At 36.9% G+C, this 15,658-nt stretch carries 16 protein-coding genes and 1 pseudogene; 6 read left to right on the top strand and 11 right to left on the bottom strand.

The window, feature by feature from the left end:
- Positions 1-136: 136 nt before the first annotated feature.
- From U8D43_RS08800 to U8D43_RS08785, 4 genes and pseudogenes are all read right to left on the bottom strand, one after another.
- Positions 137-1,072, bottom strand: a complete 936-nt coding sequence (locus tag U8D43_RS08800) for an ISLre2 family transposase (RefSeq protein ID WP_335870818.1) — start codon at positions 1,070-1,072, stop codon at positions 137-139.
- Positions 1,069-1,371, bottom strand: coding sequence for a UPF0236 family transposase-like protein (locus U8D43_RS08795; protein WP_335870817.1), 303 nt, complete (start codon positions 1,369-1,371; stop codon positions 1,069-1,071). The genes U8D43_RS08800 and U8D43_RS08795 overlap by 4 nt, the downstream gene beginning before the upstream one ends.
- 283 nt (positions 1,372-1,654) lie before the next feature.
- Positions 1,655-2,248 (bottom strand): annotated as a pseudogene (locus tag U8D43_RS08790) (flavodoxin family protein).
- 112 nt (positions 2,249-2,360) lie between these two features.
- On the bottom strand, positions 2,361-2,549 hold the full coding sequence (locus U8D43_RS08785; protein WP_335870816.1) for a hypothetical protein: 189 nt from the start codon (positions 2,547-2,549) through the stop codon (positions 2,361-2,363).
- 282 nt (positions 2,550-2,831) lie between these two features.
- Between U8D43_RS08785 and U8D43_RS08780 the strand changes: the two genes are divergently transcribed.
- Positions 2,832-4,313 (top strand): aldehyde dehydrogenase family protein, encoded by a 1,482-nt coding sequence (locus U8D43_RS08780; RefSeq protein ID WP_335870815.1) that lies wholly within the window; start codon positions 2,832-2,834, stop codon positions 4,311-4,313.
- A gap of 386 nt (positions 4,314-4,699) precedes the next feature.
- Here U8D43_RS08780 and U8D43_RS08775 read toward each other — a convergent pair whose 3' ends face one another.
- Entirely contained in the window at positions 4,700-4,900 is a 201-nt protein-coding gene (locus U8D43_RS08775) for a cold-inducible protein YdjO-related protein (protein WP_335870814.1), read from the bottom strand.
- An 81-nt stretch (positions 4,901-4,981) separates the two neighbouring features.
- Positions 4,982-5,182: a cold-shock protein gene (locus U8D43_RS08770; protein WP_335870813.1), complete on the bottom strand. Its 201-nt coding sequence runs from the start codon at positions 5,180-5,182 to the stop codon at positions 4,982-4,984.
- A 321-nt stretch (positions 5,183-5,503) separates the two neighbouring features.
- Between U8D43_RS08770 and U8D43_RS08765 the strand changes: the two genes are divergently transcribed.
- From U8D43_RS08765 to U8D43_RS08755, 3 genes are read left to right on the top strand one after another with little or no spacing between them, the layout of a single operon-like run.
- Entirely contained in the window at positions 5,504-7,018 is a 1,515-nt protein-coding gene (locus tag U8D43_RS08765; RefSeq protein WP_335870812.1) for a spore germination protein, read from the top strand.
- 13 nt (positions 7,019-7,031) lie between these two features.
- Positions 7,032-8,129 carry a GerAB/ArcD/ProY family transporter gene (locus U8D43_RS08760; RefSeq protein WP_335870811.1) on the top strand — a complete coding sequence of 366 codons (1,098 nt, stop codon included), beginning with the start codon at positions 7,032-7,034 and terminating at the stop codon, positions 8,127-8,129.
- A 7-nt stretch (positions 8,130-8,136) separates the two neighbouring features.
- Complete coding sequence (locus tag U8D43_RS08755; protein ID WP_335870810.1) at positions 8,137-9,291, top strand: Ger(x)C family spore germination protein; 1,155 nt, start codon at positions 8,137-8,139, stop codon at positions 9,289-9,291.
- Positions 9,292-9,496: 205 nt separating this feature from the next.
- Here the strand turns inward: U8D43_RS08755 and U8D43_RS08750 are convergent, their stop codons facing one another.
- From U8D43_RS08750 to U8D43_RS08740, 3 genes are read right to left on the bottom strand one after another with little or no spacing between them, the layout of a single operon-like run.
- Entirely contained in the window at positions 9,497-9,850 is a 354-nt protein-coding gene (locus U8D43_RS08750) for a DUF1033 family protein (protein ID WP_335870809.1), read from the bottom strand.
- A gap of 16 nt (positions 9,851-9,866) precedes the next feature.
- The gene (crcB, locus tag U8D43_RS08745) at positions 9,867-10,214 is read right to left on the bottom strand and encodes a fluoride efflux transporter CrcB (RefSeq protein ID WP_335870889.1); all 348 of its coding nucleotides are present in this window, start codon (positions 10,212-10,214) and stop codon (positions 9,867-9,869) included.
- Positions 10,214-10,588: a fluoride efflux transporter FluC gene (locus U8D43_RS08740; protein ID WP_335870808.1), complete on the bottom strand. Its 375-nt coding sequence runs from the start codon at positions 10,586-10,588 to the stop codon at positions 10,214-10,216. The genes crcB and U8D43_RS08740 overlap by 1 nt, the downstream gene beginning before the upstream one ends.
- Before the next feature lie 157 nt (positions 10,589-10,745).
- Here U8D43_RS08740 and U8D43_RS08735 point away from each other — a divergent pair, with 157 nt between their 5' ends.
- Positions 10,746-11,030: a hypothetical protein gene (locus tag U8D43_RS08735; protein WP_335870807.1), complete on the top strand. Its 285-nt coding sequence runs from the start codon at positions 10,746-10,748 to the stop codon at positions 11,028-11,030.
- 30 nt (positions 11,031-11,060) lie between these two features.
- Positions 11,061-11,828: a membrane protein insertase YidC gene (gene yidC, locus U8D43_RS08730; protein ID WP_335870806.1), complete on the top strand. Its 768-nt coding sequence runs from the start codon at positions 11,061-11,063 to the stop codon at positions 11,826-11,828.
- Positions 11,829-11,858: 30 nt separating this feature from the next.
- Here the strand turns inward: yidC and U8D43_RS08725 are convergent, their stop codons facing one another.
- Complete coding sequence (locus tag U8D43_RS08725) at positions 11,859-13,433, bottom strand: cation:proton antiporter (RefSeq protein ID WP_335870805.1); 1,575 nt, start codon at positions 13,431-13,433, stop codon at positions 11,859-11,861.
- A 312-nt stretch (positions 13,434-13,745) separates the two neighbouring features.
- Positions 13,746-15,653 carry a vWA domain-containing protein gene (locus U8D43_RS08720; protein ID WP_335870804.1) on the bottom strand — a complete coding sequence of 636 codons (1,908 nt, stop codon included), beginning with the start codon at positions 15,651-15,653 and terminating at the stop codon, positions 13,746-13,748.
- Positions 15,654-15,658: the final 5 nt, after the last annotated feature.

The following is a 15,658-nucleotide window of genomic DNA, read 5'->3' as shown; positions in this document are numbered from 1 at the left end:
ACTTTCTTGTTATTATAATTCGGTTTTTTTAAAATCCTTTAAGACCTTGTAACGCATTATATACGGGTATTTTCGCCTTTCCCTTCAGATAGTGAATGTTATCTCTTGTTGCTTGACCAATTGTACTTTCGACCTTTTATACATAGTGTCTTGGTAGAATTCTTTCCTTCTTTTCGTCGGTCCATCTTTCAACCCGACCGAATAAGGTTTTCATCGCTAGATTATCTAAGTATGCGATCATTCCAGTAATCATCGCATTAGCCCCATTTTCCACCCAACTTCGGCCGTTTTTCAGTCGTTTGGCGAACACACTCATCGTTCCTTCTGCACTTCCCATCGGCCTCATTCCTTGGGTAGCCATTCCTTTTTTCTTCAGCCAATCTCGATAATCTCCCAACGCTTCAGGGTATTTTTCCAGTTGATGAATCAATTCCTCCAGTTTTTTCTCTTTCGTTTCTTTTTCCAATGTTCCTACTGCACTGTTCAATTCAGTGATGAATTTCTCACCGTCATAGGTAGCCAATGCTTTTCTCATCGAGCGATAGCGTGGGTGCTCACGGAAAAACCTTCTAATCTCCCTCACCACATGAAAGCGATCAATTGAAAAGAAGGCACGATCTTTAAAATATCCTCGACACGATGTAATCCCATTCGCTCCGTCTCCATTGATCACTAATCGATGCACGGAAGAATCATAGTCATACGTATCTACCAGAAAATCCTCAAACGCTTCCCAGAAAGGCTCTTTTCCCCGATGAACAAAGTGTCGCTTATCTTTGAGAGAGACACGTTTTCCATTCACTTCCCACCCTTGATGAACGGCCGCTATTTTCTCTTCTTTGCCTTTTTTTCTTTTTTCTTGTCTCTTTAGGTATAAGCCATCCACCTCAACAAATAGAACAGGTTGGCTTAGTGTTTGACGTGATTTCGGGATACTTGACACGTTCAATAGGTGCTGTCTAATAGCCTCATGACTGATCACTCGATAACCAATGAGCGTTTCCAGTGTTCGAGTTGCTTTTCTATAGGAGGGCCCGGTAATGGCTAGTTCAATCGCTGCTTCCTCTATCAAGGGACTAAATCCCCCGCACCCTCGAATTCCAGATAGCGATCAAGGAGATAAACGTACTCTCCTGATTCTCTATCCCGATAATAATTCCTGTTAACTTCTATTTCCCCCAAAAGGCTGACTAGCTTTACCGTTCGTTTGTCCTGATGGCGGTATCGTTTGGTATCTCGTTCTTTCGCTATAGTATCGTCTATATCCGACAAGAGGCTGGTCATGATTTGGGAGTAGGTTTTCTGTAGCTCCCTCCAAACAACTTGTTCTAACTCTTTTAAATTCGGATGATTTATGTTATCTTTTTTCATAAGGGTTCACTCCTTTGAATCGGTTTTTGTCGACTTTGATTCTAACAAGTAGTGGCCCTTTTTTCTATGTCTATATTCTTCCATCTACCGCGCTTTCGCTTGGTGACCTTCTCATCCATTTAACGGCTACGCCATTAAGTGGATGAGAAGGTAAATATTCCTCCGACAAACATTTTACTCATACTAAACCGCCCTCAATAGTCACATCTAAAGAAATTGATAAGATAATCCAAAACCATTTTAAATGTTTTTCGTCAGAAAGATTTTATATTTATCAGTAATATTAATTGGATATAACATTTCCTTCAGTTGGAATTGGGTGTTTTTTTAATAATTTTGTAAAATGAACCAGATTATGAGACATGACTCTACTATGACTAAGAGTAAATTCATTTTTATGACCTTCTGCTCCAATATAAGACGGGCCCGGTCCTGCCTCTCCCACCCAGTATGTATCCACATTTGGTGGTAACGTAAAACCGATATGACTTAACTCATACAATATTGAGGCTGAAGCATTCTTGGCTCCATCTTCATTACCGGTTACTACCACACCTGCGACTTTATTATAATATAGGTATTGTCCCTTTTGATTGGTTAACGAGCTTCCTCCATATAAGCGTTCCAAGACAAGTGTGGAAAGGGAACTTTTCTCACCAATTAAGAGGATATCTGCTTCTTTTACTTTCTAAAATAGTTCTGGCCATTGATCATTTTCATTTATTTTTTCGTGGGTAATACCATAGCCAATATGGTAATCTGCTACTCGTACACTTTCTGTTTCGATGTTATTGTTTGAGAATATATCTTTACTTTCTTCTAATAAGGATTCTGTATTTGACACTTCATCACTCGTTTTAAGAGAGCAATTTAACATTAATGCTTTCAACCTATCATTCCTTTCTAATTCAACTATTAATAGTACTTACCCCTTAAAACTCCATAAAAAACAAAAAAAGAGGATTCAAAAATCTGAATCCTCCAATATTTCACAACCACCAAAAACCTTTTCTTTCTTCATTTTCTTCATCAGCTGTTTCCGTATTTAACTTTTCTTTCTCCTTTGCTTTTCCTTCATCTTTTTCTACAATCGGGCCTTTCCATAGTAGGTCCCAAAATTTTCGTTCTGACGATGTCTCTTCTACCTGATTTTCCGTTGCTTCTTGTTTGTTAGACACGACGCATCCTCCTTTATCATCTGTCAATATTACACTGTATTCAATCAACAACTTTTGGTATGGGCGTAGAATACCGATTTGGCCATATTATTACTTGATGGCATAATTTGGTTTTTGTCATTTCATAGCGTTTTTTGACAAACATATTTTATTGCAATGAAGCATAAGGCATGATAGCCTAAGAAATGTAAGCGTTCACAATATGAATGAAATCGGACTCATCTGTTCGCCATCAAGAAACTACATACTTTTATTCTTTAACAATAAGAGGAGGATGTTTCAATGAAATTGGCTACTACGGTAAATGAAAAGGTTGAAAAATTTTTACAAGGAAAGAAAATGCTTTACATTAACGGTGAGTTTGTCGAAAGTAAATCTGGAAAAACATTCGATACACCGAATCCTGCGAATGGTGAAATTTTAGCGACGGTGTATGAAGCGAATGCTGAGGACATAGATTTGGCTGTAAAAGCAGCAAGACAAGCTTTCGATCAAGGACCATGGTCTAAAATGAGTGCGGCAAAACGAAGTCGCCTTATGTATAAATTAGCGGATTTGATGGAAGAACACGGCGATTCTCTTGCTCAACTCGAAACCCTTGATAATGGGAAACCAATTAGAGAAACCACCCATGCGGATATTCCACTAGCAATCGAACATATGCGTTACTTTGCTGGCTGGTCTACAAAAATGACAGGGCAAACCATTCCTGTAAGTGGGCCGTTCTTTAATTACACACGTCACGAAGCAGTAGGAGTAGTCGGTCAAATCATCCCTTGGAATTTCCCTTTACTCATGGCAATGTGGAAAATTGGAGCAGCGTTAGCAACAGGATGTACGGTCGTACTGAAACCTGCAGAACAAACGCCATTGTCTGCGCTTTATCTTGCAGAGTTAATTGATGAAGCGGGCTTCCCTCCGGGTGTTGTTAATATTGTACCTGGGTTTGGCGAAACAGCAGGACAACCACTTGTAGATCATCCTAATGTCGATAAAATTGCGTTTACCGGTTCAACTGAAGTCGGCAGAATGATTATGGAACGGGCAGCAAAAACTCTAAAACGAGTGACACTTGAGCTTGGTGGGAAATCACCCAACATTATTCTTCCAGATGCAGACATGAAAAAAGCGATACCTGGTGCTTTAAATGGGGTAATGTTTAATCAAGGTCAAGTCTGCTCTGCTGGATCTCGGGTATTCATTCAGAAAAAACAATTTGATAATGTGGTATCAGATATGGTCTCTCACGCCAAAAAAATCAAACAGGGTGCGGGAGTACATGAAGACACTGAGATTGGACCACTTGTATCAACCGTTCAACAAAACCGAGTACTAGGTTATATTGAAAAAGGGGTCAACGAAGGTGCGGAATTATTAACTGGGGGAGAAAATCCTTATGAATCTGGTTATTTCGTCTCTCCTACTATATTCGCCGATGTAAATGACTCAATGACGATTGCCAAAGAAGAAATTTTTGGTCCGGTTATTTCCGCTATGCCCTATGATGATATTGATGAACTCATTTCAAGAGCCAATAATACCGACTATGGCTTAGCTGCTGGGGTCTGGACTGAAGATGTAAGAAAAGCCCACTACATTTCTCAAAACCTGCGTGCAGGTACTGTTTGGGTCAACTGTTACAATGTCTTTGACGCAGCTTCACCCTTCGGAGGATACAAGCAATCTGGAATCGGGCGTGAAATGGGATCCTACGCTCTCGATAACTACACAGAAGTAAAAAGTGTTTGGATCGCAATGAAATAAAAAATTGCAGAGATCAGTTAATCAGTAGTTTCCTGCTGAATGAAAAACTGCAAAAGTACTATTATGGGGACGAAAAAAAGAGGCTTGAGTCCCTGGCCAACATCAGCTGTGCCAAGAAAAAATGTGGAAATGCAATGCGCAGATTCGCCAAGCATCACCAAGAACACGTAAAAAGACTTTTACAGTAAGCACACCTTTTAAATACCACTCCAATAAAAAAAACGAGAAATCCATTAAGGTTTCTCGTTTTTTTATTAGGCCGTTTTTTGCAAAGTTTGCTTCTTTTCAAAGCAGTCAATAAAGGGTATTATTGCTACGTTTCGAGGCATCTTTTCGTCTATTTTTGATGGAAATCATCTGAAAAATGTATACGAAAAGAACCTTTGTTAATAGCTACGGTGAGGATTTTCTACTACTTGTAGTACTTTGCTTGAAAGCTGCATTGGACTTCCGCAAATAGGACAAATTGGTGAATCAGAGCTTTTGAAGTTGTCACGTACCCAGCACTTACAGTCCTCTGAACTACACTCCCAAATTTTTGTTTCTTCTTCGATGATTTCTTCTTCTTTTCTTTTTCCAAATGCCATGATCATCTGCCCCCTTGTACGTATTTATGCAAAAAGCTACCCAAATATCACTGTGGGTAGCCTAAAAATCAAAACGAATAATTATAACTTCACAACATTAGAAGCTTGTGGTCCACGGTCGCCTTCGACAACTTCAAATTCTACTTGTTGACCTTCTTCTAAGCTTTTGAAACCTTCACCAGTAATAGCAGAAAAATGAACGAATACGTCATTTTCTCCCTCAATTTCGATGAAACCGAAACCTTTTTCTGCATTAAACCACTTCACTGTACCTGTTTTCATAAAATGTACCTCCAAAAAATAAAAGAAATTTAGTAATATGCAATACTGCTTGAGAAAAACATTTACATATTATAAAAAGTATCGTTTTATAACGATGACTCTTTATAAAGTGTAAATGAAGCGCTTTTCCATTGAATATCCTTAGTTTTGTCTACATTATACACGATATCACCCAATTGTCAAATGCTACTATTACCTCAATTACCTGGTTTCTATGATAGGTAAAATTCTCTTGCTTCGTTGTCTAAAAATCTATGAGGATGAAGTGCCAACAATCGGGCAACATAAAGCTAGACTATGATAATTAGGGTGGTCAGAATCATGTTCTTTAGAAACAAGGCAAAACCTAATCCTAAACCTACCAAGCCTCATTCAACCAAAATTGAGGAATGTAAGAAACAGCTAGAAGAAGTACTAAACAACAGCTCAGATCTTGTCATAAAAATGATGATCATTGGAAACAAGAAATTAATTCTAGCTTATATTGGTGAAATGATAAACTCTTCAACACTTAATATGGTTATCCAACACCTTAATGAAATCAAAATTGAAGACTTGAATTACAAACAATTACAATATTCTTTACCAGTTGGCACTGTTATGACCACAAACCAACTTCCTTTTATCGGGAATAACATTATTAAGGGTTCTGTTTATATTTATGTTGAAGGTGATGCTACTGGTATTCTCGCTTCAATTGGAGAAAAGGCAGCTCGTTCCGTGGAGAAATCTGAAACAGAATCCATCGTCTTCGGTCCAAAGGTTTCCTTTACAGAAGACATCTCCTCTAACCTAAGTCTAATAAGAGGACGAATTGATGATCCAAAACTAAAAGTTGAAGAAATTATCGTTGGCAGTAGAGTAAAAACTTCAGTCCAAATTGTTTATATATCCGATATTGCAGAAACAGAAAATGTTAATTCATTTAAACAACGCCTTTGGGACTTAGAAGTTGACAGCGTAATCGATAGTGCTGTTCTCTCTCAACAAATCGAAGATAACTCCTATTCAATCTTTCCACAACTTACAGTAACAGAATTGCCCGATCGGTTTACGATTAGCTTGATTCAAGGGAAAGTAGGTTTGTTAGTAGATAAAAGTCCAACAGCTATAATCGGACCAGCGACATTTTTCACCTTTTTCGAATCGACCGAGGATCTTTATTTACGATGGAATATGGGTACTTTTCTGCGGATGCTCAGGTTCACGTCCATTTTTCTATCTGTCTTACTAACACCAGCGTATGTGGCCGTCTTAACGTATCATTACGAGGTGATTCCGTCAGCATTACTCACATCACTAGGTCAATCTCGCGCTAATGTCCCCTTTCCACCTGTTTTCGAAGCGATACTATTGGAGTTTGTTATTGAGTTACTAAGAGAAGCAGGTGCTCGACTACCAACGAAAGTAGGACAAACAATGGGTATCGTAGGCGGTATTGTTATTGGCCAAGCCGCTGTCCAAGCTGGGTTCACGAGTAATATATTAATCATCATTATTGCTTTAAGCGCATTAGGTTCCTTCACTTCTCCAAGTTATTTAATGGGTACCGCCGTCAGATTGATTCGATTCCCCTTGATTATATTAGCTGGACTATGGGGAGGGATAGGTATTATGTTCGCATTTTGTATCATCATCATCCACTTATTACGTTTAACTACACTGGGCAGACCGTATTTATCCCCGGTATATCCACCGAGATTTAGCGATTGGAAATACAGTTTATTTCGGGTTCCCTTACAATTTTTAGCGAAAAGACCGCAAACCAACCGCCCAATTGATGATTTTCGAATGCCTAAAAAAAAGGCTAAAATAAAAAAAGACATTGATGAATAAAGGATGTTAACTCATGAAAATTAATGTCAATCCTAAAGAGGGATTACTGATCAACGCTTTTCTTCTTATGTTTATCATTCATACTGTTCAAACTGGTGTAGGGATAGTTGGCTTACCTCGAATAATTTTTTTAGAATCTGAACAAGATGCTTGGATTTCAGTATTGCTCTCTTCCTTCTTCATGATTGCCGTTGTCACTGTGATTTACGTTACATTACGACAATATCCCTCCGCAGACCTGTACGGGGTTCAATATGATATTTTCGGCAAATGGCTAGGAGGTTTATTTAATACTCTTTATATTTGTTATTTATTTTTAGCTTTTTTTACCATCGGGATGGATTATACGGAAATGATTCAAGCTTGGATCTTTTCCACTCTTCCAACTTGGGTAGTAATGGCTTTACTCCTTATTCTAACCATTTACGGGGTACTAGGTGGAATCCGGGTGATTGCTGGGGTAGCTTTCATGTCCTTCACCCTTTCATTTTGGATAACATTTATTCTCTATTCACCATTCAAGCTGATAATTTGGACTCATTACTTTCCGGTATGGGACCACTCTTTAAAAGAAATTGCAATGGGTACTTTTAAAACAAGTTTATCTATTCTTGGATTTGAGATGCTATATTTTGTTTTTCCCTATATCAAAGAAAAAAAGAAAGCACTAAAATACTCTATTTTTGCTGTTTTATATACAACGATCCTATTTTCGATTATTACGTTCACCTCCATTGGTTTTTTTTCATTTGAGGGATTGAAAGTAACGATATGGCCTGTCTTATCAATGTTTAAAATAGTCCGAGTCCCTAATTTAGAACGGTTTGAGTTTATTGCGATCTCTTTTTGGATGCTCATAATCTTGCCTAATCTTTGCTTTTATTATTGGGCAGCAACAAGAGGTCTTAAACGAGTTTTTAATATGAATCAACGGTACAGCGTTTATTTTATGGCCATTATTATTTGGATTATTTCTTTCTTTTTTTCCACAAGGCTTCAAATAAACAAAATATCGGACTTTACAGGAGACGTAGGTATTGCTTTGGTCCTCATATACCCATTCATCCTCTTTCTCCTAGTAATGTTGAAGAAAAAAATATTGAAACGGTGATGAAGAGATGAAAAGACATTTTAAATTAATGGTCGTTTTCCTAGTAACCCTCCCCCTTCTGACAAGTTGTGTTCAAACTCAATACATTGAAACGCTGGGGTTATCTACTGCGGTTGGGTATGATATCACAGGAGACCAGTTGATTCACGGAACCATAGTTATACATCAATTCGACCCTCAGCAAAGTGAAATATCAAAAGTAATCACTGCAGATGCTCACACTAGCAAAGGGATTAGACAGAAATTAAACTTAAAAACAAGTAAGAGTCTAGTATCAGGACAACTCCGCGTATCAATTTACGGAAAAGAATTAGCGGAAAAAGGGGTCAGCTACTTAGGCGATACCCTTTCTAGGGATGCCGCTATTGGTAATATGCTCTTCTTAGCTATTGCGGATACTAAAGCGAATGACATTCTTTCATTCAAAAGTGAAGAAATCCAAGGTAATATGGGTACCTACTTATATAATTTAATAAAACAAAACATAAAAATGGAAATTATTAATGATCCCACTTTGCATACTTTCTTAACAAATCTCTTAGATGTCGGAGTGGATCCGATGTTGCCAATTCTATCGATTGATAAAGATGAAATCCGCATCAGTAGTCTGGGCGTCTTCGTAGATGATCATTTAGTTGGCGAATTACCCATTGAAGATTTGTTCTTTTTCAATATTTTGATGGACAATTATCAATCAGGAACATTAGAATTAAAATTGAATCAGGATAATTTAAAGAAATACTTCCTTTCTCCATTAATCGATCCAGAAACCCAGGTTGAATCAGAAGAAGAGCTCTATGTTACGATAAACAATATTCAAACCCAAAACAAAATCAAAATCGGAGATCAAACTACACCTACCTTTGATATTGATTTAAAATTAAAAATGGAAATAATTGAAATGACCCAAGACATGGATTTAGGCGACCCTAAAACAATAGAAGCTCTAACTAAAGAAATCAATAAGCAAATTAAGAAAAAAGTAAAGAAGTCCATTTCAGATTTACAAAATTTAAACTCAGACGTTGTGGGATTCGGTAGGTATTATCGTGCTAAAGTAGATAGTAGTCTTACATTAAATGAATGGCGAAAAATCTATCAACATACTCAAATAAACGTGGAAGTTAATGGTGAGATTGCTCGAACGGGAGTGATTGATTAAGAATCTTTTTGTATCCTTTGTAGCTATATAATTTAATGTGGGGGACATACACTTGTTTAGAGATTCAACACGTGAAAAAAACATACGAAGTGATACCCAAAATTTTTCTACATATTGATGCGTGGACATATCTGAAGCTGTCTACACACCCTAATTCGAAAACGCTAAAACCAACTTCAAAAAAATCAAAGTAAAACCAAGCTTATCAGCTTGGTTTTACTTTGATTTTTTTTAGTATTGTTTCTTCATACTCTTCTTCTTTCCATTCATAGATTGATGTACCATTCATCAATATTAAACCCGTGTACATTTGCAAATCATCATCACAGGCCTCGCAAAATATTTTTTCCTCATCCTTCCAAAAAGCTAAAGTACTATAGGTTTTGGCTTTTCGGTTTTTATTCCGATCAAACAGTTCTTCCGTCCGCATTAAGAAATATGAGAGGGCATTGTCTTTATCAATAAAGGTATCACTTTTTGATATTGTCGCTCTCCATCCTTCAAAAAACCACCAGGGTTCATACTCTGCCCGAGTTTCAAATATATGCCACTCACTCATTTTCCTCACCTCCAATCTAGATCGTTCCTCTCCCTATGATCAAGCCAAATATAGCAAACATTATGCCAAGGAGATAAGTAGTCAACACATAGATCACGAAATTTATTTTATTTTTTTTCCACAACTGAATTGACTCTACCATAAATGTTGAGAAGGTCGTGAACCCACCTAAAAATCCGATTCCAATGAATGCATAGGTTACCTCTTCGATGTGTGAGCCTACGATTACTCCAAGGATAAATGATCCCAGTATATTCACTAGCCACGTTCCCCACGGGAGGTATGACTTTGATTTGTTTAGTGCATTGCCAACGATATACCGTCCTAAAGCTCCCAATCCTCCTCCAATTGCTATAAAGACCATCAATGTAATCGCCCCCTCTTTCCTCCTAAAGCGTATCCTAAAAGTGCAAACACAAGACCCCCGAGTACAGACACAAAAAGATAGGATACAAAATAGAAGTACTCTTCATTCAAGATGTAATTTGCCATCTCCACACTCAATGCTGAGAACGTAGTAAAAGATCCGATTAATCCTGTCGAGACGCCTCTCACGATTAAAGGAGGGAATTTAACCTGATGGAAAAAAATATGAGTAACGTAACCCAACAAAAATGCTCCTAGAATGTTTACACTTAAAGTTCCAAATGGAAACCCACCTTGATTTCCCAGTACACTAACGAGATATCTCAATAAACTTCCAATTGCACCTCCGAAAAAAACCATAAGATAGTTCATATTTAAACTCCTGTTCAGTAGCATTAAAAGACCCAGTAGCATTTTAACACAGTTTGTCCTTAAATTTGTAACGATTAAACTTTAAACCATAATTGATTCTACCCACTAAATCATGTATACTTCAACCATCTACTCATGAAGAAGGAGAAATTTAGTTATGCATTTCCTGTTAGACTATACGCCTGATTTGCTTTTGTATTCGTTATACGCAAGTTTGGCTGTTACCTCATTTTTCTCCTTTGTCTATGCTTGGATTCAAATCCATTATGATTCGTATTCTACATCAGATTTGATCCCGCACGATCATGATGTTCATAGCCAATTCAATTCTAGAGATATGATTGATTCATTCAATTCACCAACTCATTGGTTATTAAGAACCATTCGTTTGAAACTTGCTTCAAACAACGAAGATGACTCTCATTGTAAGTTGAATATATAAATAATCAACTTACATTTGGGAGGAATAATTATGAAAAATAAAGTTTTTTATTTAATACTTATGTTATCATCCGTTTTCTTTTTATCTGGATGTCAAGCCGTGCAGAATGAAGAAGGATTATTTTACAATACGTTTGTATTTCCTTTTGCTAAAGCCCTACATGGAATTGGTACATTTTTAGGTGGGAATTTCGGTCTTGCCATTATCATCATCACCTTACTCATTCGTCTTGTTCTAATGCCTTTTATGATCAAAACTTATAAAACACAACAAGCAATGAAGGGGAAAATGGAGAACCTAAAACCTGAAATGAAAGAAATCCAGGATAAAATGAAAACCACAGAGGATGCAGAAGAGAAAAAAAGGTTACAACAAGACATGATGCAACTGTACCAAAAGCATGGTGTAAATCCTCTGAATATGGGATGTTTACCCGTTCTTATTCAAATGCCTATTTTACTAGGTTTATACTATGCCATTCGTGGATCTGAGGAAATTGCTTCACACACATTTCTTTGGTTTAACTTAGGTCAACCAGACATTGCAATGGCAATAATTGCCGGAATCATCTATTTTGGTCAAGCAAAAGTAACCTTAGTAGGGTTGCCAGAAGAACAATTGAAACAAATGAAAATGATTAGTTATTTGTCTCCGGTAATGATTCTTATCTTTTCCTTTACGGCACCTTCTGCTCTTCCTTTATATTGGACTGTCGGCGGAATCTTTTTAATCGGTCAAACACTTATAAGTAAAAAATATTTTCAAAGTCATCCAGATAAAAGTAAAGAAGAAGCCTAAAAAGGAGGAGCGATTTCCGCTCCTCCTTTTCTAATGCTCTTCTACATTAACAATATCATTTGTAATCAAGTTATGTTCCTTTTCAGCCGTTCCACTCGAAATAACTTCTTCCTTAACCAATAAGTCAATGATTTCATGCTCGGCATAAAGCGACATCTTTTTCAATGAATCGAGTTGTGTTTCTTTTAAATGTGGTTGCTCAAGGTATAATTTTTCTAGGCTTTTCTTCACTATATCTAATTCCTTTTCATAACTCTCAGTTAATTCACTTGCGACTGCCTCCGCAATATACAATCGTTTTTTGGTCACTTGTATTTCTTGAATAGCCGCTTCATAACGATGTAATTTAGCAATATAAGATTGAAATTCGTCCGCCCCTTCTTCTTTTGGCTTAATTCCTAGGAGAGCAATCAAAGGTTTAATCGTTAAACCTTGGACTACTAACGAGAATAGGACGACGGAAAAGGCTATTATTAATATTTCTTCCCTTCCATCAAAATTCCGCGGAAGACTAAGCACAAGAGCAATCGAGAGAGACCCTTTTAACCCACCCCAGTTTAAAATATGTTTCCATTTTATTGGAAAGCTTTTAATAAACGATAAACTCGTATAGACTGCTATGCTTCGTCCTATTAGAACAACAAACAAAGCTGCAAAAATTAATCCCCACTTGTCAGTTAAATCAATTCTAGTTATTTCGAGACCTACCATTAAAAATACGAGAGAATTAGCTAGGAGGGCAGCTACATCCCAAAAGTTGTTAATATTTAATTTTGTGGTTGGACTCATGCCTACCTTTCCTCCAAAGTTCCCAAAAATCAACGCGGCAACGACGACAGCGATAACACCTGAAGCATGTACGCTTTCTGCCAATAAAAACGAGCCATAAAACAATATGATTGAAAAAATAATTTCTAAAGGATAGTCATCAAAATACTTGGTTAATATGGAGAAACCGTAACCTAATGAACCACCGATTATCAGACCTAAGGATACGACTCGAATAAATTCGAAGAGTCCGCTACCTAAACCACTCCATCCTGCATCGATGTAGGAAACAAGGTAAAATGCAGAGATGTTGAACAATACAACGGCTAAACCATCATTGAAAAGTGACTCCCCTTCAATCACTACCGCTAGTCGTTTTTGAACGCCGACGCTTTTAAATATTGATAGTACACTTACTGGATCAGTCGCACTCATTAATGCTGCAAAAACAAAGGCGGCTGAAATTGAAAAATCAAACAAATAATAAGATGTAAATCCAATAAATAAAAACGAAATTAAGGTACCGCCAAATGCTAGCGAAATAATTGGTGCTTTATTTTCTTTCAAGTGAGAGAATGGCAATTTTAATGCGGCTTCCCCTAACAATGCAGGTAAAAACAAGGTTATAATTACAAAATTAAAGACTTCACCCTCGGTAATAAATTGCTTTAGAGGTTCTAAAACCGGAATGTTAAATAGCCCAATCAAGGCACCGACGATAACCAACGCAATCGGATATGGTTGATTCAACTTTTTGGCAATAGCTGTAATACCTGCTGCGATCATTACTAATATTAGCAATAATTCGAAAATATGATGTAAATCTAGTTCATGCATTCTTTTCTTCCTCTCTTCTATGTATATCTTTACCGTCTTCCTTAGAATACCGTTTTTCTGTAAAAAGTTCAAAAATTCATAGCAATTTTATCCTCCCATTAGAATTTTCTAAGGTCGAGGTGATTAATTGACAAATTTCTGTTGTTTGAAGAGGCACTGAAAAAGTGACATTAATAAGAAAAATAAGCCAAGAACCTAATATATATAAGTCCTTGGCTTATTGAATTTTTTGTGCATTTATGAAACTCTGCAGTAAAAATAATTAAAGTTGCTTTTTTAGTGGCCTCGATTTTAACGTTGTTTTCCATTACGCTAGATACTTCTATACAAAAGCTTTCTAAGCAAAGGAAACAACACATCTGGAAGTTCTTCTACATCGGAAACGAGAATGCTGTAGCGACCATATATATTTTGAATTGTATTTTTTTGCGCATGATCAATCTCGCCATTAGAAAGGAAAACATTCAACACTTCAATCCCAAGCTTTCTTGCTTCAATTACAGCTTCATGTGTATCTATAATTCCGTTCTGCTCATAATCTAGGGCAGCAGGTTCTCCGTCTGAAAATACGAGTAAAAATTTCTGTTGCTCATGACGAGGTAGCAAACGTTGTGTCATGATTCGGATTGCCAATCCATCACGATTGTCTTCCTGCGGTTCTAATTGCATAATCTCGGGACCACTATTCCGTTTTAAGGACGTTGAAAATGTAATGCATTCCTGAAAATAATTTGGTTGATGCATTTTAGTTGCTGAATCAGTATCTTCCCAAAAACCAATAATTTCATGAGGAACTTTGACTGATTTTAACGCCTCATGGAAGAGAGTAATACCAAGCTTTGTTTGTTTCATTTTGTCATACATGCTTGCCGAGCAATCAACTAACAAGGAAAATACTGCGTCAATCTCAGTAGAAGGATTATTCTTCTTATAAAATAAACGAGGATTCTCATCAGTTACATACTTAAGTAATTTCTTACCTAATCTTCCTACATGTAAATCAGACCGAGGTTGTACCTTTTTATGTTCTAATGTTTTTTCAATCATTTTTTGTAGCTTCTTCTGATACGTAAATACGGACGCCAAATTTTCATCGTACGCTCGTTTATGTTCAAACTCGATACGAGAAGCGTTCAAATAAACGGGATTCGCATATTTATTTTCTTTTCCGTAGGGTTCTGCTTGACCTCCACTTAATTCTGTTCGTTCTTGCTGCACTGCTTCAAGCTGATCATATTGGTTTCGAGCCGTTTGCTGGGAAGAGCCTTGAACTGCTCCTAACGCTTGATCCCCTTCGTCTCCTTCACGTACTCCATCACCTAAAATATCAGTTTGTGATCCTTGTTCGATATCAAATTGCAAAAAACTTTGACCTGTTTCACTCGTTTCCCGATGCCACATATCCATTTTCTCTTCATACGTTTCTTCATCCCTTGAGGAAATGGTATCATCGTTTTTCAACTTATCTTTTCGTTTTAATTCGTCAAAGCTTAGCGCATCTATTTCCATAGTGTACTCATGTTCTGGCAAATGAAAATATTCATTTAACATATCTTTATCTAAAAGATCTTCTAATACAGCAATTATTTTTAAACAGTGCCCAATAACGTCTCCTGTTGATTTAGTTTCATGAAAAAACTGGAGCTCTCTTTGAATATATGGCAACGCAAGGGTGATCCTGTCTGAGATATGCGGAGGATCAACAACTCTATCAGCATGAAGTAGCAAATACAAGGTATTAAAAAGAGCATCTGTATGGAGACTTTTTACGAGATTTGTCTTTAGTTGTGTCGAAAAATGCTTATAATATATCTCTCGGCGAATGTCGAATGCCCTTTTTGTCCCCTTTCTTTGCTTTATACAGATCTGTTCAAGTCTAATATCTTCTCCTAGCATAAATAATTGTTTTGCAAAACTAGGAATAGAAGTTTTTTTTATTTTATTTACGTACATTGTAATTGCACTGAAATCACTATATTTATAGCTACCAATGCTTCTCAAGTAAATATCACTTTTTAGCCCATTCATTTCTTCTTCAATAGGTCGATGATCCCAAAAGTGACTGATATAGATAATCGAATTTTTGGGGTCTAAATATGAATGAGGACCGTACTGAATATCGACATTCTTGCTTCTTATCAGTGTTTTTGCTAAATCAACGAGCTCCATGACCATGAAGGAGTTGATGGTCTCATCATTGAATTGTATAAAACGATGCATAAAAT

The sequence above is a fragment of the Bacillus sp. 2205SS5-2 genome (genome assembly GCF_037024155.1).
Lineage (GTDB): Bacteria > Bacillota > Bacilli > Bacillales > Bacillaceae_K > Bacillus_CI.
This window is presented reverse-complemented; position numbering and strand designations above follow the sequence as displayed.